General features: G+C 68.4%; 23 protein-coding genes. 15 read left to right on the top strand and 8 right to left on the bottom strand.

Annotated features, from left to right (window positions below):
- Positions 1–45 precede the first annotated feature (45 nt).
- A complete protein-coding gene (locus ACGLYG10_RS04755) occupies positions 46–672 on the bottom strand; it encodes an NAD(P)-dependent oxidoreductase (RefSeq protein ID WP_073328446.1) in 627 nt (208 codons plus the stop codon).
- A 529-nt stretch (positions 673–1,201) separates the two neighbouring features.
- Between ACGLYG10_RS04755 and ACGLYG10_RS04760 the strand changes: the two genes are divergently transcribed.
- The 4 genes from ACGLYG10_RS04760 to ACGLYG10_RS04775 all read left to right on the top strand — a co-directional run bounded on the left by ACGLYG10_RS04760 (position 1,202) and on the right by ACGLYG10_RS04775 (position 5,490).
- On the top strand, positions 1,202–2,608 hold the full coding sequence (locus tag ACGLYG10_RS04760) for a glutamate decarboxylase (RefSeq protein WP_073328449.1): 1,407 nt from the start codon (positions 1,202–1,204) through the stop codon (positions 2,606–2,608).
- Between the two features lie 9 nt (positions 2,609–2,617).
- A complete protein-coding gene (locus ACGLYG10_RS04765; RefSeq protein WP_211482975.1) occupies positions 2,618–4,360 on the top strand; it encodes a glutamate/gamma-aminobutyrate antiporter GadC in 1,743 nt (580 codons plus the stop codon).
- Between the two features lie 111 nt (positions 4,361–4,471).
- Positions 4,472–4,906, top strand: coding sequence for a VOC family protein (locus ACGLYG10_RS04770; RefSeq protein ID WP_073328453.1), 435 nt, complete (start codon positions 4,472–4,474; stop codon positions 4,904–4,906).
- Complete coding sequence (locus ACGLYG10_RS04775) at positions 4,903–5,490, top strand: GNAT family N-acetyltransferase (RefSeq protein WP_073328456.1); 588 nt, start codon at positions 4,903–4,905, stop codon at positions 5,488–5,490. The genes ACGLYG10_RS04770 and ACGLYG10_RS04775 overlap by 4 nt, the downstream gene beginning before the upstream one ends.
- Positions 5,491–5,534: 44 nt before the next feature.
- Here the strand turns inward: ACGLYG10_RS04775 and ACGLYG10_RS04780 are convergent, their stop codons facing one another.
- Positions 5,535–6,164 carry an HAD-IA family hydrolase gene (locus tag ACGLYG10_RS04780; RefSeq protein ID WP_073328458.1) on the bottom strand — a complete coding sequence of 210 codons (630 nt, stop codon included), beginning with the start codon at positions 6,162–6,164 and terminating at the stop codon, positions 5,535–5,537.
- Between the two features lie 85 nt (positions 6,165–6,249).
- Here ACGLYG10_RS04780 and ACGLYG10_RS04785 point away from each other — a divergent pair, with 85 nt between their 5' ends.
- Positions 6,250–6,969: an aminoacyl-tRNA hydrolase gene (locus tag ACGLYG10_RS04785; RefSeq protein ID WP_073329253.1), complete on the top strand. Its 720-nt coding sequence runs from the start codon at positions 6,250–6,252 to the stop codon at positions 6,967–6,969.
- A gap of 70 nt (positions 6,970–7,039) precedes the next feature.
- Here ACGLYG10_RS04785 and ACGLYG10_RS04790 read toward each other — a convergent pair whose 3' ends face one another.
- Positions 7,040–7,645, bottom strand: a complete 606-nt coding sequence (locus ACGLYG10_RS04790) for a GtrA family protein (protein WP_073328461.1) — start codon at positions 7,643–7,645, stop codon at positions 7,040–7,042.
- A gap of 223 nt (positions 7,646–7,868) precedes the next feature.
- Positions 7,869–8,525: an HAD-IA family hydrolase gene (locus ACGLYG10_RS04795; RefSeq protein ID WP_073329255.1), complete on the bottom strand. Its 657-nt coding sequence runs from the start codon at positions 8,523–8,525 to the stop codon at positions 7,869–7,871.
- A gap of 322 nt (positions 8,526–8,847) precedes the next feature.
- Between ACGLYG10_RS04795 and ACGLYG10_RS04800 the strand changes: the two genes are divergently transcribed.
- The 6 genes from ACGLYG10_RS04800 (at position 8,848) to ACGLYG10_RS04825 (ending at position 16,060) form a co-directional block, all read left to right on the top strand.
- Entirely contained in the window at positions 8,848–11,031 is a 2,184-nt protein-coding gene (locus ACGLYG10_RS04800; RefSeq protein ID WP_244542582.1) for an alpha-galactosidase, read from the top strand.
- Positions 11,032–11,146: 115 nt separating this feature from the next.
- On the top strand, positions 11,147–12,055 hold the full coding sequence (locus ACGLYG10_RS04805; protein ID WP_073328464.1) for a carbohydrate ABC transporter permease: 909 nt from the start codon (positions 11,147–11,149) through the stop codon (positions 12,053–12,055).
- A 16-nt stretch (positions 12,056–12,071) separates the two neighbouring features.
- Positions 12,072–13,013: a carbohydrate ABC transporter permease gene (locus tag ACGLYG10_RS04810; protein WP_073328466.1), complete on the top strand. Its 942-nt coding sequence runs from the start codon at positions 12,072–12,074 to the stop codon at positions 13,011–13,013.
- Between the two features lie 10 nt (positions 13,014–13,023).
- Positions 13,024–14,400: an ABC transporter substrate-binding protein gene (locus ACGLYG10_RS04815; protein WP_073328469.1), complete on the top strand. Its 1,377-nt coding sequence runs from the start codon at positions 13,024–13,026 to the stop codon at positions 14,398–14,400.
- 155 nt (positions 14,401–14,555) lie between these two features.
- Positions 14,556–14,822, top strand: coding sequence for an HPr family phosphocarrier protein (locus ACGLYG10_RS04820; RefSeq protein ID WP_073328472.1), 267 nt, complete (start codon positions 14,556–14,558; stop codon positions 14,820–14,822).
- Between the two features lie 659 nt (positions 14,823–15,481).
- Complete coding sequence (locus ACGLYG10_RS04825; protein ID WP_073328474.1) at positions 15,482–16,060, top strand: ribonuclease H family protein; 579 nt, start codon at positions 15,482–15,484, stop codon at positions 16,058–16,060.
- A gap of 28 nt (positions 16,061–16,088) precedes the next feature.
- Here the strand turns inward: ACGLYG10_RS04825 and ACGLYG10_RS04830 are convergent, their stop codons facing one another.
- From ACGLYG10_RS04830 to ACGLYG10_RS04840, 3 genes are all read right to left on the bottom strand, one after another.
- A complete protein-coding gene (locus tag ACGLYG10_RS04830) occupies positions 16,089–17,273 on the bottom strand; it encodes an acetate/propionate family kinase (protein ID WP_073328477.1) in 1,185 nt (394 codons plus the stop codon).
- Between the two features lie 98 nt (positions 17,274–17,371).
- Positions 17,372–19,426, bottom strand: a complete 2,055-nt coding sequence (gene pta / locus ACGLYG10_RS04835) for a phosphate acetyltransferase (protein ID WP_073328479.1) — start codon at positions 19,424–19,426, stop codon at positions 17,372–17,374.
- Between the two features lie 217 nt (positions 19,427–19,643).
- Positions 19,644–20,390, bottom strand: a complete 747-nt coding sequence (locus tag ACGLYG10_RS04840) for a GntR family transcriptional regulator (RefSeq protein ID WP_073328482.1) — start codon at positions 20,388–20,390, stop codon at positions 19,644–19,646.
- Positions 20,391–20,541: 151 nt separating this feature from the next.
- Between ACGLYG10_RS04840 and ACGLYG10_RS04845 the strand changes: the two genes are divergently transcribed.
- On the top strand, positions 20,542–22,158 hold the full coding sequence (locus tag ACGLYG10_RS04845) for an MFS transporter (RefSeq protein WP_073328484.1): 1,617 nt from the start codon (positions 20,542–20,544) through the stop codon (positions 22,156–22,158).
- Between the two features lie 99 nt (positions 22,159–22,257).
- Here the strand turns inward: ACGLYG10_RS04845 and ACGLYG10_RS04850 are convergent, their stop codons facing one another.
- Entirely contained in the window at positions 22,258–23,274 is a 1,017-nt protein-coding gene (locus tag ACGLYG10_RS04850) for a LacI family DNA-binding transcriptional regulator (RefSeq protein ID WP_073328487.1), read from the bottom strand.
- Between the two features lie 224 nt (positions 23,275–23,498).
- Between ACGLYG10_RS04850 and guaA the strand changes: the two genes are divergently transcribed.
- The 3 genes from guaA to ACGLYG10_RS04865 all read left to right on the top strand — a co-directional run bounded on the left by guaA (position 23,499) and on the right by ACGLYG10_RS04865 (position 25,708).
- A complete protein-coding gene (gene guaA, locus ACGLYG10_RS04855; protein ID WP_139240876.1) occupies positions 23,499–25,055 on the top strand; it encodes a glutamine-hydrolyzing GMP synthase in 1,557 nt (518 codons plus the stop codon).
- A gap of 97 nt (positions 25,056–25,152) precedes the next feature.
- Positions 25,153–25,398, top strand: coding sequence for a type II toxin-antitoxin system RelB/DinJ family antitoxin (locus ACGLYG10_RS04860; RefSeq protein ID WP_073328490.1), 246 nt, complete (start codon positions 25,153–25,155; stop codon positions 25,396–25,398).
- Positions 25,385–25,708: a type II toxin-antitoxin system PemK/MazF family toxin gene (locus ACGLYG10_RS04865; protein ID WP_073328492.1), complete on the top strand. Its 324-nt coding sequence runs from the start codon at positions 25,385–25,387 to the stop codon at positions 25,706–25,708. Before ACGLYG10_RS04860 ends, ACGLYG10_RS04865 begins: the two co-directional genes overlap by 14 nt.
- Positions 25,709–25,809: the final 101 nt, after the last annotated feature.

Consider the following 25,809-nt stretch of genomic DNA (forward strand, 5'->3'; position numbering starts at 1 on the left):
GAAGAACCGGAGTCGTTGCAGCCGACTCGAGGCAGGGTCGCAGGCTCAGTCGGAGATGACGACACCCCGCCGCACCCAGCGGTCCGCGTGCGCCTCCTCATGCATGAAAGCGCCTACATCGGCACGGGCGATGCGCTCCCTGCCGCGCATCACCAGTGACTCCCCGATCCGATACCGCCCCTGGGCGGGGCCGTTGGTAAGCGTCGTCGGGTAGACGAGCGTCCAGTCCAAATCGGAGTCACGCAGCAACTTCTCCGCTGCGGCCTTGTTCGCGTAGATGCCGCGCAGGAAGCTGCGGTAGAGGAAGCGTTGTGGCGGCGTCGCGGTGCGGATCGTATCCCCGACCCCGAAGGAGGACAGCCAGACCAAGCGTCTGACACCGGTGGTGTGCGCGGCCTCAATGACGGCTTCGGCCGCATCGGTGAACAATCCGCCGTTGCGGGGAGAGGCGCCGCGGCCCAGCGCCGAGACTACGGCGTCGCAGCCGACCATTGAGTGGGATAGATCGTCGGCGTTGCGTGCATCCCCGACGGTGACGGCAATGCGGCCCGACTGCTTCCCCAGTTTCTCCGGGCTACGCACCAGGACGCTCACGTCGTCACCGTGGTCCAGCGCGTGGGACAGGACGTGCATGCCGGTGGGGCCGGTGGAGCCGAGGACAAGCAGTTTCATGGTGTGCCTTCCAGTTGGGCCGTGAGGCAGGGAGCTGTCAATGCGTGGATTGCTCGCAGCCTATCGGACCACACCGTCGCAGTCCCTGCATGAACCGCGATCTAGGCTGGCGGCGGTGCTGGGGAGCGTGCCCGGGGTGTATTTCACGACCCCAGCGCGCCTTCGAACATGGAGAGCCCGTCTTGTCGCAGTCCGTGTGGGCACAAATCCGGCGGCCGGTTCAGGCTTTTCCGTGGACGCTTTCAGGTGCTGTTCAAATTGCGGGTGTACGCGGCGCGCCTGCGCGCTTGCATGAATTTGTGCGACTATTTCCAGCCTGCTTTCTGGTGCTTTTCAAGTGACTCCTGGCGACGTCGGCTAGAAAGAAAAGCTTGAAGAATGCTGGCAGGTGTAGCAATTGTTTCGGAAAGCTGGGAGGAATATCCGTGGTAAATTGCAAATGCGGCCTTATTGTCTGGTGTGTGTGGTGGCAAGCACGGCGTGGTGATATTCCTATGTCAATCGTTGCCAACCGAAAGGAGAATCCGACATGTCGCGGCCAGTATTCGACGGTTCTTCCGCCCCGGATCCGGGCAGCAGTGAGCTCAACCCGCTGTTCGCCCGCCCCGGCGAGGCCTATGACCTGCCGAAGTTCCGCTTCCCCAGCGGGGAGGCGCTGCCCGAGACCGCCTACCAGGTGGTCCACGACGAGGCGATGCTGGACGGCAACGCCCGGCTCAACCTCGCCACCTTCGTCGGCACCTGGATGGACGAACGCGCCAACCGCCTGTACCTGGAGGCGGCCGACAAGAACATGATCGACAAGGACGAGTACCCGCGCACCGCGGAGATCGAGACCCGCTGCTGGACCATGCTCGCGGACCTGTGGCACGCGCCGGATCCGCAGCACACCATCGGCACCTCGACCATCGGCTCCTCGGAGGCCTGCATGCTGGGCGGGTTGGCGCTCAAGCGCCGCTGGCGCAACGCCCGCCGCGCCGCCGGCAAGCCCACCGACCGCCCGAATCTGATCATGTCCAGCGCCGTGCAGGTGTGCTGGGAGAAGTTCTGCAACTACTTCGACGTCGAGCCCCGGTACGTGCCCATCACCGAGGAGCACAAGGTCTTGGACGGCTACCGGCTGGAGGACTACGTCGACGAGAACACCATCGGCGTCGTGGCCATCATGGGGGTGACCTACACCGGCATGTACGAGCCGGTCGCGAAGATCGCCCAGGCGCTGGACGCCATCCAAGAGCGCACCGGCCTGGACATCCCGATCCACGTCGACGGCGCCTCCGGGGCCATGATCGCCCCCTTCATCCAGCCGGAACTGGAGTGGGACTTCCGCATCGATCGGGTGGCCTCCATCTCCACCTCCGGCCACAAGTACGGTCTGGTCTACCCCGGCATCGGCTGGGTGGTGTGGCGCGAGGAGGCCGCCCTCCCCGAGGAGCTGATCTTCGAGGTCTCCTACCTCGGCGGGCAGATGCCCACCTTCGCGCTCAACTTCTCCCGCCCCGGCGCCCAGGTGCTGCTGCAGTACTACATGTTCCTGCGGCTCGGCTTCGACGGCTACCGCCGGGTACAGTCCAACAGCCGCGACGTCGCCCGCTACCTGGCCGACCAGGTCGCCGCCATGGGGCCATTCGAACTGTGGAACGACGGTTCGGACATCCCCGTGTTCGCGTGGCGGCTGCGCGCCGACCACGCCGACAAGTGGAACCTGTACGACCTGTCCGACCGGCTGCGCATGAAGGGCTGGCTGGTCCCCGCCTACCCGATGCCCGATGACCTCACCGACGTCACCGTACAGCGGATCGTCGTCCGCAACGGGCTCAGCCACGACATGGCCGACGCCCTCCTGGAGGACATGCGCGCCGAGGTCGCCTACCTCGACCGGCTCGACGGGCCGCTGCCCCACGAGTCGAACCGCCCCACCGCCTTCCACCACTGAGGGGTCGAAATGTCCGTCAAAACCACCGGCAGTGCTGCCGGAACCTCCTTCCCCGACGACGGCGCTCGCGCCAGCACCGCTAACTCACCCGCCCCGTCTGGCATATCCGCCTTTCGCGGTGCCCGGTCCGGCCACCCACCCGCCGGGACGCTCGGGGACCTGCCCGCGCCCGGGGCTGCCGCTCCTGCCGCTCCTGCCGCACCCGCCGCCGTCGGGCCGAGCCAGGACGCGGTCCGCCCGCCCGCCTCAATGAGCGTATTCAACCTGGCCATGCTCACGGTGGTGGCCGTGGCCTCGCTGCGCTCCCTGCCCGCCATGGCCGGCTACGGCCTGTCCTCGGTGGTGCTGTACATCATCCCGGCGGTGCTGTTCATGGTGCCGACGGCGCTGGTGGCCGCGGAGCTGGCCACCGGCTGGAAGGGCGGCGTGTTCATCTGGGTGCGCGAGGCCTTCGGGGAGCGCTGGGGCTTCGTAGCCATCTGGCTGCAATGGGTGCAGAACGTGGTCTGGTACCCCACTCAAATCGCCTTCATCGCCGTGAGCCTGTCCTACGTGCTGGGCCGTGGCACGCTGGCGAACAATGGCGTGTACGTGGCCGGTGTCATCATCGTCCTGTACTGGGTATCCACCCTCATCACCCTGGCCGGCGGCAACCTGTTCGCCAAGGTCGGCTCGTGGAGCGGCATCATCGGCACGCTCTTCCCGGCCGCGCTGCTGATCATCTTCGGCGCCGCCTGGCTGATCTCCGGCACGCCCTCCCAGACGGAGCTGACGACGTCGGCGATCCTGCCGCCCTGGACGGGCCTGGCCTCCATCGTGCTGATCGTGTCCAACGTGCTCGCCTACGCGGGCATGGAGGTCAACGCGGTGCATGCCAACGACCTGGCCGACCCCGGCCGCGGCTATCCGCGCACCGTCCTGATCTCGGCGGTGGTGATCCTGGCGATCTTCATCCTGCCGACCCTGGCGATCGCGGTCGCCGTGCCCAAGGCCAGCCTCGGAGTAGTCGACGGCATCAACCTGGCCTTCAAGACCTTCTTCGACCACTGGCACCTGGCCTGGGGCACACCGGTGATCTCGCTGCTGATCGCGCTGGGCGCCTTCGCCTCCGTGGTCACCTGGATCGCCGGCCCGTCCAAGGGCCTGCTCGCCGCCGCCCGCACCGGTCTGCTGCCTCCGGCGCTACAGCGGCGCAACGGCGCCGGCGTGCAGCGTTCGATCCTGCTGCTGCAGGGCGTCATCGTGACGATCCTGGCGCTGCTGTTCGTGGTGATCCCCAACGGCAACACCGCCTTCGTCACGCTGATCGACATGGCCGCCGCCCTATACCTGATCATGTACATGATGCTGTTCGCCGCCGCCCTGCGTCTGCGCGCCACCCGCCCGCAGGTGCAGCGCACCTATCGCACACCCGCGATGGGGCTGGTGGCCGGCGTCGGCTTCGTGGCCTGTGCGGTTGCCTTCGTGCTGTCCTTCGTGCGTCCGTCCGGTTTCACCGGACTGAGCACCGTCGGCTACGCCCTGGTGGTGGGGCTGGTGATCGTGGGGCTGGGGGTGCCGCCGCTGATCTTCTACGCGCTGCGCCGGCCCAGCTGGCAGCTGGAGCCCGACCACGCCACCGGTGACGCCATCCTGGTCAACCCGCCGCATCCGCGCGCCGACTGGGCCGCGAGCGGGCCGCACACTCCCCGGCACGAGGTGCGGGCCGTCTCCCGGCACCCCGGAACTCACCCGCTGGGGCGGGCCTCGTAGCGGGAGCCCGGTAAACGGCTCGGGATGAACCGCCCGGGTTGTCGGCCTCTGCGTGGGCCCCGGCGTCGTCGTACAGGCGGCGCCGGGGCCCACGGGTGCATGATGGCTCCCATGCGCGTCACCGGCATCGACCACCTCGTACTCACCGTCGCCTCGGTCCCCGCCGCGGTCGACTTCTACACGCGCGTACTCGGCCTGGAGGCCTTCACCTTCGACGGCGGCCGGGTCGCACTGCGGCTGGGGAACCAGAAACTCAACCTGCGTCCCGCCGACGGGCGCCTCACCCCCGAGGCCGCCGCCCCCACCGTTGGCAGCGCCGACCTGTGCCTGGTCGTCGACGCGCCGCTCGACGACGTCGTCGCGCACCTGGCCCGGACGGGAACCGAGATCGAGCTCGGCCCGGTCGCCCGCTCCGGAGCCCGGGGGCCCATGCACAGCGTCTACCTGCGCGACCCGGACGGCAACCTCGTGGAACTGGCTTCATACGACGGGCAGGCGGGTAGCCCGCCGACCGACCCCGCCGACGCAGAGGGGGAACGGGCATGACCGCGGCGCCGTCGGGCGTGACCATTCGTCCCGCCCGTCCCGACGACGAGGCGCGGGTTGCCCGCCTGCTGGCCCTGCGCGGGATCACCGTGGAGGAGGCGCTGGAACAGGCGCCGCGCATGATTGCCGCCCTACCGGTGCTGCTGCTGGCCTCCCTCCCCGCCGACGACGCTGAGCCCACCGGGGCCGGAGGCGCGGCCGCACGGTCGGCCGAGGTCGATGCGGTAGCCCACGCGGCCGAAGCTGATGACACGGCCGCCCCGGTCGCCTTGTCCGGTGCGTTTATCCTGCCCGGGGACCTGGAGGATGACCGCCCGGAGCGCTGGATGGTTTCCGGTCTGATCGTCGATCCCGGCGCCCGCAGCCGCGGCATCGGCCGTGCCCTGCTGGCCGCGGTGGGCGCCGCCGTGCAGGAGATCGATCCGGGGGAGGACCTGTTCAGTGTTGTCGAGACCGCCAACCACGCCTCCGTCGCCGCTCACCTTGCCGCCGGCTTCCAGGAGGCCGCCCACGTGGACGGCTACGCGGGCCTCGTCTTCGACGGCGACGCCCTGCTGATGCGCCTGCCGGGCACGACGGTCTAAGCGACGGGGGCGGAGTCCGAGGGCAAGCCCCTTGGGCCGGGGGCTCAGTCCAGCAGGGGGAGCAGGTCCCGCAGGCTGGCGACGACCAGCGCTCCGGGAGCATCATCCGGCAGAGTCACCGACGTCCCCGGGCGCACCAGCAGCGCCGCGGGCATACCCGCCTCCCGGGCTGCCACCACGTCGATCGGTCGGTCGCCGACGCACAGCACCTCCGCCGGGTCGAGCCGGTGGCGTTCGGCCAGCAGCAGGTTCATGTCCGGGCTGGGCTTGCGGGCCACTCCGTCCGGGGCGCAGACGATGTCATCCATCTTCAAGTGCAGCCCCTGCAGCAGGGCAGTGGCGGAGTCGCGGTCCCGGTGTGTGGCCAGCAGGTTCAACCCGCCCAGGGACCGTACCCGCGCCATCACTTCCCGCGCCCCGTCCATGACCGGCGCGGGTTGCGTGTGCCACCGCTTCTTCAGATCGTCGTATGCCTCTTCCAGCCCGTGGGGGACGAGGCGCCGCTCCTCGCTGAGCGTGGCGATCGCATGGGCGATGGAGTGACGGGTCAGTTCGGTCACGTGATGCAGGTGGGCGGGGTCGGCGTCGCCGAAGGCCGCCTCGCACAGCACCCGGTCGACCTCCGGGTAGGTGTCTACCAGGGTGCCGCCCATGTCCCAGATAATGTGACGCATGCAGCCATTGTCCCCGCAAAACGTCCCCGGTGCGGCCGATTCGCCCTCCCCATCCGCTCATGCCGACCACCCCGTTCCCTGGGCCATGCAAATCGCCGTCCACTACGACAAGGTCCACCCGCCCCGCCGCATCGACGTCGCGGAGGCCAGCGCCCGCGCCGTCGTGGCCCTGCTCGCCGCCCCCGAGTCCGCCCCCGGCGGCCCCTGGCACGACGCCGTGGAGTACTGGCGTGACGGGCGCATCCGCAAGTTGGTGCGCCGCGCTCGCGGTCGGCGCTGGGATGAGATTCAGGAGCTGCCGGGCGTCACCGTCGCCCAGGACGGACCGGCGGGCTGGGGGAGGGCCGAGGCGCGCGCGATCGTGCCCGGGCCCGTCCGTCCACTGCCGCCCGCGCTGGCCAAGACCCAGGTGGAGGGCACCCACTTCCCGCACGGGGGCGAGCTGCCCCCGCCGCCCGCCGCGATCACGGCCGCCGTCGCCAAGGACCCCGCCGCCGCCCGCGGGATCGTGCTCACCAGTGACTCGGCCTCGCAGCAGGCCCCGGTAACGGTTGAAGTCACTCCGCTGGAGGAGATGACCAGCGGGAAGCTGTGCGCGCAGGTCGCCCACGCCGCCCAGCTCGCCTGGGAGAGCCCGCAGCTGCCCACCGACCTGCGGGAGCGCTGGGCCGCGCAGGGCTACCGGGTACGCGTCGTCTTCCCATCGGAGGCCTCTTGGCGGAATCGCCCGCGGCCGGTGTCGGTGGTGGATGCGGGTTTCACCGAGCTGGACGGGCCCACGGAGACCACACGCGCCTGCTGGTGAACGGCGGGTAAGCGGGTGGCGACGGCGACCGGCCTGCAGTCGCCGCCCGTCCGCGCTTACGCGGGCGGGATCAGGCGGCTTCGCCGACGGGCTCGGGCGTGCCGCGGAACACCCACAGGCGCATCAGTGCGTACAGGTAGATCCCCTCGCAGCAGGCCGAGATCAGCCGCGCCAGCTCCGCGTTCACCCCCACCAGGTGCAGCAGGCTGGACAGGCCCAGAATGAAGATCACGTACTGTGAGACCAGGCCGACGGCGTAGCGCGACCCCTGCGAGACCAGCGAGCCGTGCGACTGGAAGTTCAACCAGCGGTTGAGCAGCAGCGAGTACACGCCCGCGATCGCATAGCCCACGGTGACGGCCAGGGGGTAGAACCAGTGCAACTGCTCGTAGAACAGCGTTAGGAAGCTGATGTCGATGACGAATCCGGAGCCGTTGATGAGCGCGTAGCCGATGAAGGTCACCGGTACTCGGCGGCGCAGGAACCCCGGCAGCAGCCGGTGAATGCGGTCGATGAGGTGCCGGAATACGCGCGGAGCACGTCGCGCCGGATCCTGCAGGCGAGCATCGAAACGACGACGGGCGGCGGCTGTGGCCCTCACGGCATCCGACGTCCGGGCCGCGGGAGAGGATTGACGCTGCTCCCGCACATTTCCGGACGTCGTAATGCTCGTCATGGTGATCCTTCCAGGCGCCGCACCCGCTGCGCTCACAGGCTTGAGTTTTGTACCACCGCCGATGCCTGGCAAGTCCGTGCGGATGAAGTCTGGGTTCCGAAAGTATGAGAAAAGCCGGGTACCTCTCCTCCCGCAGGAGGAGAGCGCTGAGTCGGGCCCGGTCGGCTGCGTGCAGCGCCGACCGAGGAGACGACAGAACGCCGTATTACCCGGCGGAGGCGACTCAGGCCGCTGCGGTGCCGTCGAGCACGGCGACGATCTCGCGGCGCAGCAGGTCCCCGCCCGCGTCCGCCGGGTGGTGCACCGTGCGGATGCCGAGCGTCGCCGCCGCGGACACATTGGTCGCGCTGTCATCCACGAACAGCGCCTCCTGTGGAGCCACGCCAACCAGGTCCAGCACCGTGCGGAAGTACTCGGCGCTGGGCTTGGCCACGCCGAGCGTGCAGGAGTAGGCATCCACGTCGCACAGTCCGTCGTACCCGAGTGCCGAGCGCATCCAGGCGCGACGCTCGTGCTGCTGATTGGTGGCCAGCACCGTGGTGTAGCCGGCGGCCCGCAGCTCGCGGACCGCCTGCCAGGCGGCCGGGTCCGGCGTGGCCCGCCACCACAGGTCGAGCAGTTCTTCCACGCTCGCGCCGAGCCGTAACTCGTCTACCAGCCGCTCAAGCAGGGTGCGCAGATCCTCGTCTCCCCTCAGAGCGGGGCCCTCCTCGGCGAGCAGACGACGGCAGAAGCGCTCCCCGCCGCCGTTGGTCAGCGCCTGATCCCAGGGCGTGCCGATCAGCTGCAAAACGCCGTCGGCGTCGAGCAGCACGGCGCGTACCGGGCTGGTTCCGAGCGCGGGAATTTCGGGCGGGGCGGGTGAGGGGGCCGGCGTCATGAAGCGATCGTGGCGCATGATCGCCGGTTTCGCCAGCAGTACGCCGGGGAGGGGGTGAAAGCGGGCAAGGACCCAGCCGGGCGCGGGTGGCCCAAGTGAGCGTCGGCGGTCTCGGGTCTGGGGTGCCCGGGCCGTAGCTGCGCTCGTCGCTGCCCGGTTGTGGATAACCCGACGGGGACACGGCGTCGGTGGTTGACGTCACGCATTTCTTCGACTAGAAAATAATCGCTATGCATCAGTCCGGCCGCGCCGCGGCGGCCGGGCCCACGGGCAACAGTCCGCAATCCCAGCCGCAGATCCCACATAAGTCGAAGGAGACCCCGTGTCCCACTCTCGTATCGTCCACCTGCGCCGGGCCGGCACCTCACTGGTCCTGGACCTGATGCCCGACCGGCACCCGGTCGTGCGGCACTGGGGCGAGGACCTGGGTGAGCTCGATGGTGCGGCCCTCGCCGACGTCGGCATCGCCCAGAACACGGCTACCGGCTCCAACCAGACCTGGACCACCCCGGATCTGCCTGTGCTGCCGCTGCCACACTTGGGCTGGTCCGCCCGCCCCGCCGTTCTGCTGCACCGCGCCGACGGCTCGGCCTTCTCCATCCACCCCGAGAACGTCACCCACACGGTCGAGGCGGTCGACGCCCCCGGCGGCCAGGCCGATCAGGTCACCTCCACCGCCACCGACCCGGTCCACGGCATCGTCCTGACCACAGTGTTGCGTCTGGAGCCCTCCGGACTAGTGCGTCTGCGCGCCGAGGTCGCCGACGCGGCCGGCCCCGACGCCGCACCCCTCGAGGTCGACGAACTCACCCCGCTCCTGCCGGTGCCCGCCGACGCCACCGAGCTGCTCGACTTCACCGGCCACCACGCCTTCGAACGGCAGCCGGTGCGCACACCCTTCACCCCTGGCACCCGCCTGCGCGAGTCCTGGGAGGGCCGCACCGGTCACGACGCCGTCACCTGGCTGGTCGCCGGCACCGCCGGCTTCGGATGGCGCCGCGGCCGCGTCCACGCCGTACACCTCGCCTGGTCCGGCAACACCCGTGCCCTGGCCGCCCACCCCGCCCAGGGCTATCGGCTACTGGGGGCCGGGGAGCTGCTCCACCCCGGTGAGATCGTGCTCGGCCCCGGCCAGAGCTACACCAGCCCGTGGGTGGTCGGCTCCTGGGGGGAGGGCCTGGATGCACTCGCCGCCCGGGCGCACGCCCACGTGCGGGCCCTGCCCTCCTACCCCGCCCGCCCGCGACCCGTGCTGCTGAACATCTGGGAGGCCGTCTACTTCAACCACGATCTGGACAAGCTCAAGGCCCTGGCCGACGAGGCCGCCGCCATCGGCATCGAGCGCTTCGTCGTCGACGACGGCTGGTTCGGCTCGCGCCGCGACGACACCTCCGGCCTGGGCGACTGGCAGGTCTCCCCGGAGGTCTGGCCCACCGGGCTGGAACCGCTGGCGCAGCACGTGCGCGAGTTGGGCATGGAGCTGGGACTGTGGTTCGAGCCGGAGATGATCAACCGCGACTCCGAGCTGGCGCGCACCCACCCCGACTGGATCCTGTCCGACGGGGCCGGCGGCGCCGTCGAGCACCGCCACCAGCGGGTGCTGGACCTGACCGCCCCGGGCGCCTGGGACTACCTGTTCGGTGCCATCAGCGACCTGGTGGAGCGCCTGGACCTGGCCTACATCAAGTGGGACCACAACTCCACGGTGCTTGCCGCCGGGCACATGGCCCCCAACGCCGCACTCGGCACCCGCTACGGCGCCCCGGCCATCCACGACCAGACCCTCGCCCTCTACCGGCTACTGGACGCCCTCCACGAGCGCTTCCCGAACCTGGAGATCGAGTCCTGCTGCGGCGGCGGCGGCCGCATCGACCTGGGGATCATCGAGCACACCCAGCGCGTGTGGACCTCCGACTGCAACGACGCCCACGACCGGGCCAACATCAACCGCGGCACCATGCTGCTACTTCCGCCCGAACTGATCGGCACCCACGTCGGCTCCGGGCGCGACCACACCACGCTGCGCAGCCTGGACATCTCCTTCCGTGCGGCCACCGCCCTGTGGGGGCACATGGGCGTGGAGTGGGACCTGCTGAGCGCCAGCGACGCCGACAAGCAGGGCCTGGCGGAGCTGATCGGCATGCACAAGCAGTTGCGCCCCCTGCTGCACTCCGGCACCGTCGTCCACGCCGACGTCGACGAGGACGACGTCGTACGCATTCAGGGCGTCGTCGCCCCGGACCGCTCCGACGCCCTGTTCGGACTGACCAGCCTGGGACAGGCGCTCACCTGGCCCGGTGCTCCCCGGCCCCTGCCCGGCCTTGACCCGCAGCGCACCTACCGGGTGCAACTGGCTGCGCCCCTGTACGCGGGCCACGTCTACCAGGCCGCCTGGACCCGCCCCGAGGGGGTGGTCCTGCCGGGCTCGTACCTGGTGAACAACGGCCTGTCATTGCCCGTCATCCACCCCGACCACATGCTGCTCGTGCGCGTCACCGCCGTCTGAGCCGCCCCGCGCCCAAGGGCGCGCCGCCTGACCCTGGCTGCGTCGTCGCACCGGAGCGATTGACCACCAACCCGTATTTCCCGATCCAAATCCCGCCAGGAACGGAGTATCGCCCATGTCCACAGCGACCGCCGCCGCCGGACCGGCGCTGCGCAGGAAACCGAAGGATGACCGCCTACTCGGCATCGCCTTCATCATTCCCGCCGGCATCGGCCTGGTCGCCTTCTACATCTGGCCCCTGATCCGGGGCATCTGGCTGTCCTTCACCGAGTACAACCTGCTGACCCCGGAGCAGTTCATTGGCCTGAGCAACTACCAGCGCATGATCGGCGACTCCATCTTCTGGAACGCCGTCAAGGTGACGCTGGAGTACGTGCTGATCAACATTGGCCTCCAGACCATCCTCGCGCTGGTGATCGCCGTGCTCATGCAGCGGCTGACCCAGTCGACGCTGGTGCGCTCGATCGTGCTGACCCCCTACCTGGTGTCCAACGTCGTCGTCGCCATGCTCTGGCTGTGGATCCTGGACAACACGCTGGGCATCTCCAACGAGATCATCTCCGCCATCACCGGGGAGAGCGTCAACTTCTTCTCCTCCGCCCTGGCCATCCCCACCATCGCCCTGATCAACGTGTGGCGCCACGTGGGCTACACCGCCCTGCTGATCTTCGCGGGGCTCCAGTCCATTCCGGAGACGGTCTACGAGGCCGGCAAGATGGATGGCGCCAGCGAGTGGACCATGTTCTGGAAGATCACGGTGCCGCTGCTGCGCCCCATCCTGGCGCTGGTGCTGATCATGACGATGATCGGCTCCTTCCAGGTCTTCGACACCGTCTCGGTGACCACCCAGGGCGGCCCGGTCAACGCCAGCCGCGTGCTGCAGTACTACATCTACGACATGGCCTTCAGCCGCTTCCAGTTCGGCTACGCCTCCGCCATGGCGGTGGGGCTGCTCATCGTGTTGGCGGCCATCACCATTCTCCAGTACCGCATGACCCGTGCGGGCGAGACGGACCTGGACTGAGAGGAGACGAGCAAGCATGAGCGCTTTGACCACCACCGCCCCCGATGCGAGCCCCGCAGCCGAGAGCCGCCGCACCCGCAAGAACGGCATCTCCGTGGGGCGGGTGATCGCCTGGATCTTCATGGCCCTGATCATCGTCATTACGATCCTGCCCTTCTATTGGGTGCTGCGCACCGCCCTGTCCTCCAACGCCGGGATCACCTCCGACCCCACCTCGGTCCTGCCGGTTGACTTCAACCTGCGCGGCTTCGCCCGTGTGTTCGGCATGCAGTCCACCGAGGAGGCCCTGGCCGACGGCGGCTCCGGCGCCTCCATGAACTTCTGGATCTACCTGCGCAACTCGGTGATCGTGGCAACGCTGGTCACCGCCGGCCAGGTGTTCTTCTCCGCCATGGCCGCATACTCCTTCGCCCGCCTGCGCTGGCGCGGCCGGGACGCGGTGTTCACCCTGTTCCTGGCAGCCCTGATGGTGCCCTCGATCTTCACGCTGCTGCCCAACTTCGTGCTGGTCAAGCAGATCGGACTCATCGACAACCTGCTGGGCGTGGCGTTGCCGACCATGTTCATGACGCCGTTCGCGGTGTTCTTCCTGCGCCAGTTCTTCATGAACATCCCGCGCGAGCTGGAGGAGGCCGCCCTGCTCGACGGCGCCTCCAAGATCCGGGTGTTCTTCCAGCTGATCCTGCCGATGGCCAGCGCACCGATCTCCACCCTGGCGATCATCACCTACATCACCGCCTGGAACGACTACTTCTGGCCCCTGCTGGTGTCCTACACGGACTCCTCCCGCGTGCTGACGGTGGCCGTGGCTGTCTTCCGGTCCCAGGCGCCCACCTCCGGCACCGACTGGTCCGGACTCATGGCGGCCACGCTCGTGGCGGCCCTCCCGATGCTGCTGCTGTTCATGGTGGCGGCCAAGCGCATCGTCAACTCCATCGGCTTCACCGGAATCAAGTGAGGAACGCGAGATGAACAACAAGCTCATGCTCACTCGCCGGAGCCTGCTGACCGGCGCGCTCGCCGGCGCCACGGCGCTGACGCTCGCGGCCTGCTCCGGCGGTGACAATCAGACGAAGTCCAACACGATCGACTACTGGCTGTGGGACGCGAGCCAGGAGCCCGCGTATCAGGCCTGCGCGGACCGCTTCAAGGAGAAGACGGGGATCACCGTCAACATCACCCAGATCGGCTGGAACGACTACTGGACCAAGCTGACCGCCGGCTTCATCGCCGGCACCGGCCCGGACGCGTTCGTCGACCACATCGCCAGATTCGCCCAGTTTGTAGACCTGGACGTGCTCGTGCCGCTGGACGAGCAACCCGCCTGGTCCGGTGTCGACGAGTCCGCCTTCCAGGACGGACTGCTGGACCTGTGGAAGGGCGACGACGGCCACCAGTACGGCTGCCCCAAGGACTGGGACACCGTGGCGCTGTTCTACAACCAGGACATGCTCGCCGAGGCCGGTATCTCCGAGGAAGAGATCCAGACCTGCGACTGGAACCCGGAGGACGGCGGCAGCTTCGAGCGGATCCTGGCGCGGCTCACCGTGGACCAGAATAATGTGCGCGGTGATCAGGAAGGCTTCGACCCTAAGCACGTGAAGGTCTATGGGCTCGGCATCCAGAACTCGGGCTCCAACGACGGCCAGACCTCGTGGAGCCCCTTCACCGCCACCGTGGGGGACTGGTACTACACGGACAAGGAGACCTGGGGCACCCACTACCGCTACGACGATCCTGACTTCCAGCGCACCCTGGACTGGTACTTCGGGCTGGTGGACAAGGGCTATCTGAACCCCAACGGGGCCTTCTCCGACGCCACTAGCACCGATATCCAACTCGGTTCGGGGTCCATCGCCATGGCGATTCACGGGGCGTGGATGTTCAACACCTTCGCGGGGCTCGACATCAACGTGGGCATCGCCCCCACCCCGATCGGTCCCAACGGTAACCGCGCCTCCCTGTTCAACGGACTGGGAGACTCGATCGTCAAGGACTCGGACAAGGTGGACCTGGCCGCCCAGTGGGTGGCCTTCCTGGGTACCGCCGAGGCGCAGGACATCGTCGCCTCCTACGGGATCGTCTTCCCGGCCATCTCCTCCTCCACCGAGAAGGCCATTGAGGTGTTCGAGGAGACCGGGTTGTCGACCGATGCCTTCACGGTGTACCTGGAGGAGGGCGGGCAGACCTTCTTCTTCCCGCTGACCTACTTCGGCGCCGACGTCAACGCGATCATTACGCCGGCGGTGGACGCGGTCTGGGTGGATCGGGTTCCCGCGTCAACGCTCACCGACTACAACGAGCAGGTCAACCTGCTGTTCGAGACCTCCGCGCACAGCGAGTGAAGGTCCAAACCGTATTCGTGGCGTTGTTCGCAGCCGCGCAGCGGTGAAGTCGGGTAGTGTGAGCCTGACATCAGCCGTCGTGCTGGTTCGCATCGGCGCAAAGGTGCAATCCCTGCATCCCGCGCGCTGATCCCGGTTCTCTCAAAGGAGTACACATGGCCCAGGTCACCGCCACAATCGCCTCCAAGGTCGGCCTCCACGCCCGCCCCGCCGCGACCTTCGTCAAGGCCGTCGCCGAGAAGGGCGTCCCCGTCACCATCGCCAAGGAGGGCGGCGCCCCCGTTGACGCCTCCTCCATCCTGGGCGTCATGACGCTCGGAGCCGGCTTCGGCGACGTAGTCACCCTCGCCTCCGACGCCGATGGCGCCGACGGCGCCCTGGAGGAGCTCAAGGCCCTCCTCGAGACCGACCTCGACGCCTGACGCACTAACCGCACAAGACGCGCCACCTGCGCCCGCCTCCCTGAGACGGGTTCGCAGGTGGCGCGTCCTTTGCAGCGGGACGGCGCCGGTCGGAGCCACGGCGATGGCCCTCGGGACCCACAAGGTCCCGGGGGCTTCGCTCATTTCGCCGGTCCCGTACCGCCGGCAGGGGATTGTCAGTGTGAGTGTGGGTTATCGGCGCGAATGCGGTGCTGTAGGCCGGCGTGTCGTGGGGAGGCCGGGTTATCGGCGCGGATGTGTGTGGTTGGGGCGTGTTGTGGTCTGCCTGCTGGTTCGTTCGGCCGGGGTTTTGTGTGGGTGGTGGTGTCCGGCGCCGGGGCCGGGGTGGCTTTCCACGACCCCGGGCGACACTGCACGACCCTGGTGCGCTTTCCACGACCCCGGGGTGGTCGTGCAACAGGCACCAAGGTCGTGGAACGCGCACCAGGGTCGTGCAAAACACGGCCTGTGTTAGTGCGAGGCGTGCTGAATCATGCCCCACTGTTAATTGGCTCCGACTTTCCCCGCCAAGTCAACGAAGAACCCTGATCCTGCACACATGTTTGCGCCGATAACTCGCCATATCGATGTACCTCGGCATTCGGCCGACCTGCAGCCAGGTGAGATAGGTCGGTGAGTCGAGCCGGTAGGGTGCGCCCATGACGATCATTGCTGCGGCGGACGGCTCCGCCCTGGGAAATCCCGGCCCGGCCGGCTGGGCCTGGTATGTGGATGAGGACTGCTGGGCCGCGGGCGGCTGGGAGAACTCCACCAACAATCGCGGCGAGCTGACCGCCGTGCTAGAGCTGCTGCATGCGACGGCGCAGGCAGGCCTGGCAGGCGAGGAACTGCTCATCCAGGCCGACTCCCAGTACGTCATCAACTCCCTGACCAAGTGGATTCATGGCTGGAAGAAACGTGGATGGCGCAAGGGCGACGGTAAGCCGGTCCTCAACGACGACCTCATGAAGCAGTTGGACGCGGCCATGCGCGGACGCAAGGTGCGCTTCGAGTGGGTACGCGGGCATGTCGGCCACCCCCTGAACGAGGCCGCCGACCAGCGCGCCCGCGCCGCCGCCACCGCCTATCAGCGGGGCGCCAGTGTGCCGACGGGCCCCGGCTGGACCCGTCCCGGCGGGAGCGCAGCGGTGGGCGGGGACGCGTCGGCGCCTGACTCCGCAGAGCCGGGCGCCGAACCGCGGCGACGGGCGTCGACCGGGGCCGACACGCTCTTCTAATGCTCCCGTCACCGCCCTTACGTGGAACTCAGATGAGCGTCATGGCCTGGCGGGCGATGGCCAGCTCCTCGTTGGTGGGGTAGACCAGCACGGCGATGGCCGAGTCCGGGGTGGAGACAATGCGCCCGTCGCCGGAGCGGACGGAGTTCTTGTCGGCGTCGATCCGCATCCCCATGAATCCCAGGCGCTCCACCAGCTCGGCGCGCAGCCGGTCGTCGTTCTCGCCGATGCCGGCGGTGAAGGTCAGGGCGTCCAGGCCGCCCATGACGGCCGTGTAGGCGCCCACGTACTTGACCAGACGATGCAGGTAGATGTCCATGGCGTCGCGGGCGTCCTGCTCGCCGGCGTCGATGCGCTTCCACACCTCGCGCATGTCGTTGTCCCCGGCCAGGCCCTTCATGCCGGACTCGCGGTTGAACAGGTAGTCGATCTCGTCCACGCTCATGCCGGCCACGCGGCCCAGGTGGAACACCGCCGCCGGGTCGATGTCACCGGTGCGCCCGCCCATGACCAGGCCCTCCAGGGGGGTCAGCCCCATGGAGGTGTCCACGGCGTGTCCGGCCACGACGGCGGAGGCGGAGGCGCCGTTGCCCAGGTGCAGCACGATCTGCTTGAGGTCGTCGCGCCCCAGCATGCGTGATACCTCACCGGAGACGTACTGGTGGCTGGTGCCGTGCGCGCCGTAGCGGCGGATGGAGTACTTGTCGGCGACCTCGCGCTTAAGGGCGTAGCGGGCGGCCTCCTCCGGCAGGTCCTGGAAGAAGGCGGTGTCGAATACGGCCACGTGTGGCACGTCGGACAGCAGCTCCAGGCCCACCTCGATGCCCTTGAGGTGGGCGGGGTTGTGCAGCGGGCCCAGCGGCACCAGTTCGCTGATCTTGGCGATCACGTCCTCGTCCACCAGGGCCGGGCCGGAGAAGTAGCGGCCGCCCTGAACCACGCGGTGGCCCACGGCCACGATGTTCGCCTCGGACAGGGTCGGGCCCTTCTCGTCGAACAGGCGCAGCACCTCGGACAGGCCGTAGCCGTGGTCGGGCACCGGCTCGTCCAACTGGGTCTTCTCCCCGGCGTGCCGGTGAATGATCGTGCCGGTCTCCTCACCGATGCGCTCCACCAGGCCCGAGGCCAGGGACTGGCCGGAGTCCGGGTCGACGAGCTGGTACTTGATGGAGGAGGAGCCGGAGTTGATGACGAGGACGGTCCGGGTGGTCACAATGAGCCTTTCATACGGTCGGGTTCTTACGGACGGGGAAACGGGATGGGATCCGGCCGAAGCCGGCAGTGCCCCGGCGGGGTCGCCGGGGCACTGGGTCAGGCCTGCGCCTGGACGGCGGTGATGGCCACGGTGTTGACGATGTCCTCCACCAGCGCGCCGCGGGACAGGTCATTGACCGGCTTGTTCAGGCCCTGCAGCACCGGGCCGATGGCGACGGCGCCGGAGGAGCGCTGCACGGCCTTGTAGCCGATGTTGCCGCTGGACAGGTCGGGGAAGATGAACACGTTGGCGCGGCCGGCCACCTCCGAACCGGGGGCCTTCTTGGCGGCCACGGTCGGGTCGATGGCGGCGTCGTACTGGATGGGGCCCTCCACGGCGAGCTCGGGGGCCTTCGCCCGCACGATCTCGGTGGCCTCGCGCACCTTGTCCACATCGGCGCCCTTGCCGGAGGTACCGGTGGAGAAGGACAGCATGGCCACCCGGGGCTCCACCCCGAACTGGCGGGCGGTCTCCGCGGAGGAGATGGCGATATCGGCCAGCTGCTCGGCGGTCGGGTCGGGGTTGACGGCGCAGTCGCCGTACACCAGCACCCGGTCCTCCAGCAGCATCAGGAACACCGAGGACACGATTGACGTGCCCGGCTTGGTCTTGATGATCTGGAAGGACGGCACGATCGTGTGGGCGGTGGTGTGGGCCGCCCCGGAGACCATGCCGTCGGCGTCGCCCATGTGCACCATCATGGTGCCGAAGTAGGACACGTCCTGCACCCGGTCGCGCGCCTGCTCCAGGGTGACGCCCTTCTTGGCGCGCAGGCGGGCGAACTCGACGGCGTACTTCTCCAGCAGCTCGGGGTCGGTGGTGGATACGACGCGGGCCGCGGAGATGTCCAGACCCAGTTCGGCGGCGCGTTCCCGCACCGTGGCCTCGTCACCCAGCAGGATCAGGTCGGCGATGCCGCGGCGGGCGATGACGTCCGCGGCACGCAGGATGCGGTCGTCGTCGGGCTCGGGCAGCACGATGGTCTTGCGGTCGCCGCGGGAGCGTTCGATCAGCTCCGCCTGGAACATGATGGGGGTGACCACCTCGCTGGGCTCCACCTCCAGGGCGGCCAGCAGGCCGTCAACGTCGGCCTCCTGCTCGAAGGTGGTCACGGCGACGTCGAGCTTGCGGGACGATGCCTGGCCCAGCCCGCCCTGCAGGGGGCCGGCAACGGAGGCGGCCGCGAAGGTGTCCAGCGGCGAGGTCATAACCGGCAGCGGCAGGCGCAGGCCCTTGATCAGGCGCAGCGCGTGCGGAGCCACCTCGAAGCCGCCGTTGAGGACCAGGCCGGAAAGGTTCGGGAAGCCGGCGGAGGCCTGCGCGGCCGCCAGCGAGATCAGGGCGGCGGAGCGGTCGGCGGGGACGATCACCACCTGCCCCTCATCCAGGCGCTCCAGCACGTGGGAGACATCCATGGCGGCGATCAGTACACCCTCCGCCTCGCGGTCGAGCAGGGCCTCGTCACCACTGATGAGAGTGCCGTCGATCGCGTTCATCACCTCGCGTACGGAGGGGGCGCTCAGCAGGGGCACCTCGGGCAGGGTCGTGGTGGTTACGCCCTCCAGGTCGGCCAGGGCGGCGGCCACATCGGCGCGCGTGTCCGCCGGGCACTTGTTGGCCACGACGGCGACGGTGCGGGCGTGGTTGTCGGCGATCTCGGCCATGGAGACCTCCACGCTGCCGCGCACATCCTCGGGGTCGCCCTGCCCGGAGACCACCAGCAGCACGGGCACGCCGATGTTCGCGGCTACGCGGGCGTTGAGCTCCAGCTCGGGATTCCCGACGACGTCGGAGAAGTCCGAGCCGTCGATGATGACGACGTCGTGGTCGCGCGCGACGGCCCGGTAGGCGTCCACGATGCGGGACAAGGACTCGTCGGGGTCGGCGTGGAACTCGTCCCAGGTGACGCCGATGCACTGTGCGGCCGGGGTGGTGGAGCCGCAGCGGCGCAGCAGCAGGTCGAGGAAGGGCTCGTTGTCACGGGAGGCGACGAAGGGGCGGAACACACCCACCTTCGCCACGACTTTCGTCAGGGAGGCGACCAGGCCCAGGGCCACGGTCGACTTGCCGGTACCGGCATTGGGGGAGGCGATGTAAATGCTGCGCGCCACGGTTCAGCTGTCCTTCTTGCGTCTCGACGTCGAGTGTGGGTGCGCCGCGGGCGGCCGTAGCGCATCGGACCTAAGTCTGCCCCAACCGACGCGGTCTTGGGGGCCGCAGAGACGGCCAGCGGGTGTTTATGACCGACTTTTTGGTCACCTTGGGGCTCGCGGCTGCCTGGAGTGACCCTCGTCGTCCGCCCCGATCCGGCTGGGGGTGGAGCAGGGTCTAGCCGGTGAAGAGGGAGGTTTCGAAGGAGTAGCGCGAAGCGCGATAGAGGTGGTCGCCGTACTCGATGACGCGCCCCGCGGCGTCGTAGGTGGTGCGTTGGGCCGTCAGTAGTGCGGCGCGGCGGCGCTCATGCAGGGTGTCCGCCTCCTTGGCGGTGGCATTGCGGGCGCCGATCACCTGCTTGGCGGTGGCGGGCATGACTCCGCGTGAACGCAGCAGGTCATATAGACCCTTCTGCTCCAGTTCCTGGCGGGAAGGGGCGATGGCGGCGGGGAGGAGGTTGTGCATGAGGGCGATCGGTTCGCCGTCGGCGCTGCGCAGACGGCGCAGTCGGGTTACTTGGGTGCCGGGGTCTACCTCCAGGTGCTCGGCCTCCTTCGCGTCGGCTGGGTGGGTGTCGTATTCCAGCAGCCGGGTGGAGACTTGGTAGCCGGCGGCGGTCAGGTCGGCCAACAGGCTGGATAGTTCCATGGGGCGGCGCACATGCGGGGAGGCGACCACCGTGCCGGCACCGCGGCGCCGGGAGACCAGGCCTCGATCCGCCAGGGACTGTAGTGCCTGGCGTGTGGTGGGGCGGGAGACTTGCAGGCGCCGCGCCATGGAGACCTCGTCCTCGATGCGGGTCCCGGGCGTAAGGGTGCCGTCCAGTATGAGCGCGCCGAGTGTCTCCGCGATCTGTGTGTACAGCGGGAGGTCACTGGTGCGGTCAATGACAATCTCTGGCTGGTAGGGGGTGTCCGGCATGCAGGCTCTCTGGGCGGGTGATCATTGAACACATAGCGTGTCAATGAACAACATGGTACGGCGCTGCGGCGTCCGCGGGTAGGTTTGGGGACGCCAATTTCGGCTCGTGTTCTAGCCTGCTCAAGGCTGCAGGATCTTCAAGGAGATAACTATGTCCCCATCCCGGGTTGCCGTTGGCGACTACAGTCTTGAGACAATCCAGGATCTGGTCGAAGCGACTCCGCCGTCGGGTAAGAAGCGTTCGCTGGGAGTCATAGCCCTGGTAGCCACGCTTGGTTCACTGCTTTTCGGCTACGACACCGGCGTGATCTCCGGTGCCCTCCCTTACATGTATCTGCCCGCCGACGCCGACGGCCTCGCCCTGAAGACCTGGGAGGAGGGCCTGGTCGGTACCTTCCTGTGCATCGGCGCCGCGGTGGGCGCCTCCGTTGGTGGCAAGCTCTCCGACAGGTACGGGCGGCGCCACAACATCACCATGTTGGCGATCATCTTCCTGATCGGCGCCCTGGGCTGCGCCGCCTCGCCGAGTTTCTGGATCCTGTGCCTGTTCCGGGTCATCCTTGGCTTCGCCGTCGGCGGGGCCTCCGTCACGGTCCCGGTCTTCCTCGGCGAGACCGCCCCAAAACGCATCCGCGGCACCCTGGTGGCCGTGGACCAGATGATGATCGTCTTCGGGCAATTCCTCGCCTACTCCATGAATGCCATCCTCGCCCACGCGCGCGGTGGGCCCCGGGTCACGGTCGCGAACGACGTCGTCAATTCCGCCGGTGAGACGGTCGCTCGCGCGGGCGAGACCGTCACCTGGGAGAGTGTGCAGAACCTGGCCAATGTCGTGGCGGTGTCCGGCAACGGGGTGACCTGGCGCTACATGCTGGTGCTGGCCTCGATCCCGGCCGTCGCACTGTGGATCGGTATCCGCCTCATGCCCGAGTCATCGCGCTGGTACGTGGCCAACTTGCGTATTCCAGAGGCGATCGGCTCCCTCAAGCGCGTGCGCAACGAGGAAAAGGACGGCCCCATCGCCGACGAGATCGATGAGATGCTTCAAGTCCAGCGCAAGGAGGCCAATCAGGAGAAGTGGCGGCTGTCCCAGATCTGGCACACCAAGTGGACGCGCCACCTGCTCATTATCGGCATCATCCTGGGGCTGGCCGACCAGATGACGGGCATCAACACCGCCATGTACTACACGCCGAAGGTGCTCGCCGCCGCCGGTCTGCCCATGAGTGACGCCATCTCGCTCAACGTGATTTCCGGAGGCGTGTCCTTCATCGGCTCGGCGGTCGGCCTGTGGCTGGTTACCAAGTTCGCCCGCCGCCACGTCGGCATCTATCAGGAGACCAGCATCGTGATCTCGTTGACCCTGCTGGCCGCGGTGTTCTTCTTTCTCATTCAGCCCTACCAGAATGAGGACGGCGACATCATTGGCGCCCCGACCTTCGCACCCTTCCTGGTGCTGATCATTGTGAGCCTGTTCGTATTCGCCAAGCAGTCGGGCACGGTCAGTTGGGTTATCGTCGCCGAGATCTTCCCCAGCAAGATCCGCGGCACGGCCGTCGGACTCGCCATCGGTGCGCTGTGGATCGCCAACGCCATCGTTGCCGCCGTGTTTCCGATCATGATGGAGGGGCTGGGCGGGGCGCTGACCTACCTCATCTTCGCTGCGGTCAATGTCGTATCGCTCATCTTCTACATCAAGTTCGTGCCCGAGACGAAGTACGACTCCCTGGAGGAGCTGGAGGAGCGCTTCGAGCGGGAATACAGCTGACCTCCCGTCGCCGAAGTCAGTTGAAGTGACGCGCCGAGGTCGGTCGACGGTAACGTGCACCGACCTCGACGACGTCGGGCGGGGGCGCCGGGTTGAACGTCAGCCGGTGGAGGAGGCGCGGACAACCAGGTGCCCCTCGGCACCGACGTCCTGAGGCGGGGGAGGGTTGTTTGGCCGTCGCAGTAGGGCATCGGCCCGCTCGACGACGAGGCGCACGGCGTCGCGGGCCATCTGCTGATCCGGTTGATTCAAGCTGGTGAGTGCGAACTCCGCCCGCCGTGCCAGATAGGTGTTGTCGTAAGAGGCCAGTGGCACGCGCCCCGTGCCCTCGGGCCCCAGCTCCCGCAGCACGGCGACGGCGTCGATGGCGAGCATGTCGTTGTGGGTGATCAGCCCCATTCGCGGTGTGCCGGCGTCCAGCAGTCGGCGTATGGCGGTGCCGGCGTCGTCGTCGCCCGCTTCCGCGGTGTTCAGAACCAGTCCGGCGCTGTGGGCGGCCCGGGCCAGGGACTTCCCGCGGGTCAGGCGAGAGGCGTCGTCGTCCATTCTGGGCGTCACGTATCCCAAGGAGTTGACTCCCCGCGAGAGAAGGTGGGAGACGATCTGCTCGGCGGCGTGCCGCTCGTCGATGTGGACGGCGTCGACATGTCCGCCCGGGGAGCGTCGACTAATCACGCAGGTGGGCGTCTCCTCGCCCAATGCGACCAGCTGTGCGTTCGTCAGCCACGGGGACACCAGGATTAATCCGAGTACGCGCACGCCCAGGAGGGAGTCGATGGCCCGCCGCAGACGCTCCTGATCTTCGGCGCCGACGGTGACGAAGACCGTGAGCCCCGCCTGGGCGGCGGCGGCGTCCAGGGAACGGGAGACCTGCTCGAAGAAGGCGTTGCGGAGGTTGGGCAGTACCAGGCCGATCGTGGTGGAGCGCTGGCGCGCCAGCGCCGAGGCCGCCGTGTTGATCCGGTAACCGAGCGAATCGGCCACCTGCATGATGTGTGCGCGCGTGTCCTCGGCGACCCGCGGGGAGCCGCTCAGCGCCAGGGAGACCAGGCTGCGGGATACCCCGGCGGCAGCGGCGACGTCGGACTGGGTGACGTCGTGACCGTTGGCGGCCATTAGGTACTCCATCCTGCCCGCTTCGGCGAGGATGCGGACAAGGAGACTCTAGCCGATAGCAAAGCGTGCGGAGGGAGCGGGACGCGCGGACGCCGTCGAGAGCCCGGGAGATTGTGGCGCTCAGCTGTGGCGCTCGCGGACGCCGGCGTCGTCGCACCGGCGGATCCCGCTATCCTGTGCCGGTGACGACATCTCCCCATGGTGCCACCGGGGAGGAGGGCCGGATCGGCCCCGTCCTCGTGGTGGACTTCGGTGCCCAGTACGCCCAGCTGATCGCCCGCCGTGTGCGCGAGGCGAGCGTGTACTCCGAGATCGTGCCCCACAGCATGCCGGTGGCGGACATGCTCGCCAAGCAGCCGGCCGCCATCATCCTGTCCGGCGGGCCCGCCTCCGTGTACGCCGACGGCGCCCCGAGCGTGGACCCGGCCATGTTCGACGCGGGTGTGCCGGTGCTGGGCATCTGCTACGGCTTCCAGACGATGGCCCAGGCGCTCGGCGGCACCGTCGGGCGCACCGGCACCCGCGAGTACGGGCACACCGACGCCGACGTCGACCCCGACTCCTGCCTGTTCGCCGGCACCCCCGTCCGGCAGGCGGTGTGGATGAGCCACGGCGACGCCGTGCAGGCCGCCCCGGCCGGATTCACCGTCACCGCCTCCACCTCGCAGACGCCCGTGGCCGCCTTCGAGGACTCCGCCCGGCGCCTGTACGGGCTGCAGTGGCACCCCGAGGTCATGCACTCGCAGTTCGGCCAGCGGGCGCTGGCCAACTTCCTCCGCGACGGCGCCGGCATCCCCGCCACCTGGACGCCGGGCAATATCATCGACGAGCAGGTCGAGCGCATCCGCGAGCGGGTGGGCGACGCCCACGTCATCTGCGGCCTGTCCGGCGGCGTCGACTCCTCCGTGGCGGCGGCCCTGGTGCACCGGGCCATCGGGGACCAGTTGACCTGCATCTTCGTGGACCACGGCCTGCTGCGCGCCGGCGAGCGCGAGCAGGTGGAGCGCGACTACGCCCGGGGCATGGGCATCCGCGTGATCACCGTGGACGAGTCCGAGCGCTTCCTGACCGCACTCGCGGGCGTCACCGAGCCGGAGGCCAAGCGCAAGATCATCGGCCGGGAGTTCATCCGCTCCTTCGAGGCCGCCCAGCGGCGCGTGATCGCGGAGGTCGGCGCCGCCGGCGGCGAGATCAAGTTCCTGGTGCAGGGCACGCTGTACCCGGACGTGGTGGAGTCCGGCGGCGGTGAGGGCGCCGCCAACATCAAGAGCCACCACAATGTGGGTGGGCTGCCCGAGGATCTGGACTTCGAGCTGATCGAGCCGCTGCGGGCGCTGTTCAAGGACGAGGTGCGCGCGATCGGGCGGGAGTTGGGCGTGCCCGAGGGGATCGTGGCCCGCCAGCCCTTCCCCGGGCCGGGCCTGGGCATTCGCGTCATTGGTGAGGTGACGGCGGAGAACCTGCGGATCCTGCGGGCCGCGGACGGCATCGCCCGCGAGGAGTTGACGGCGGCCGGGCTGGATGAGGAGATCTGGCAGTGCCCGGTGGTGCTGCTGGCCGGTGTGCGGTCCGTGGGCGTGCAGGGCGACGGGCGCACCTACGGGCATCCGGTGGTGCTGCGGCCGGTGAGCAGTGAGGACGCGATGACGGCGGACTGGACGCGTCTGCCCTACGACGTGCTGGCCCGTATCTCCACGCGCATCACCAACGCCGTCCCCGAGGTCAACCGCGTGGTGCTGGACGTGACCAGCAAGCCCCCCGCCACCATCGAGTGGGAGTAGTCGTCGGAGTCTCCCTGACCGCCAGGCATAGCTAGCAAATAGGTATATTTTGCACCGCATAGCTGGTATGATTTGTCTTGACGGAAAGAGGCATGTCATGGCAATGAGACAGATCGCCACGAGGGTCGACGCGGAGCAGGCGGAGCTCTTCAAGGAGACCACGAGAAAGCTCGGCACTACCCCGGCGGACGTGCTGCGCATGTTCGTGACCGCCTTCAACAGTCACCGTGGCTTCCCCTACGACGTGCGCCTCTCGGAGGACGTCGAGCCGTTCGCCACCGAGGAGGACGCCACCAGGTTTGCGACAGACCTCTCCCTGAGGGCGATCAATGAGACGCGGTGAGGTTTGGACGCTGCGCGACGATGCCTACGCTAGCAAGGCGCGACCGGTCGTTGTCGTACAGAACGATGAGCTGACAGGCTTCGGATCGGTTGTCCTGTGCCTATTCACGAGCTTCGACTCGCGCGACATCCCCACGAGGGTCCCTATCGAGCCGAGTGAAGGCAATGGGCTTGCGAAGCCGAGCTACGTGATGACCGAGAAGATCGTCACTGTGGACAAACAACTTCTCGGAAAGCGAGTTGGCATCCTGGACAAAGATGACATGGCCGAGGTCTCGCGGCAGTTGGTCGTCGTCTTGGGCCTGGAATAGGCGCAGCCTGAAGGGGCTCTTCCGGTTTGGGGCGGGGGAGCTTACGCGAGGGGCTGCGTGTCCGGGGTGGAAGTGTCAATATCGATGACAAACACTCTCGA

The organism is Actinomyces glycerinitolerans, assembly GCF_900098745.1.
Lineage (GTDB): Bacteria > Actinomycetota > Actinomycetes > Actinomycetales > Actinomycetaceae > Actinomyces > Actinomyces glycerinitolerans.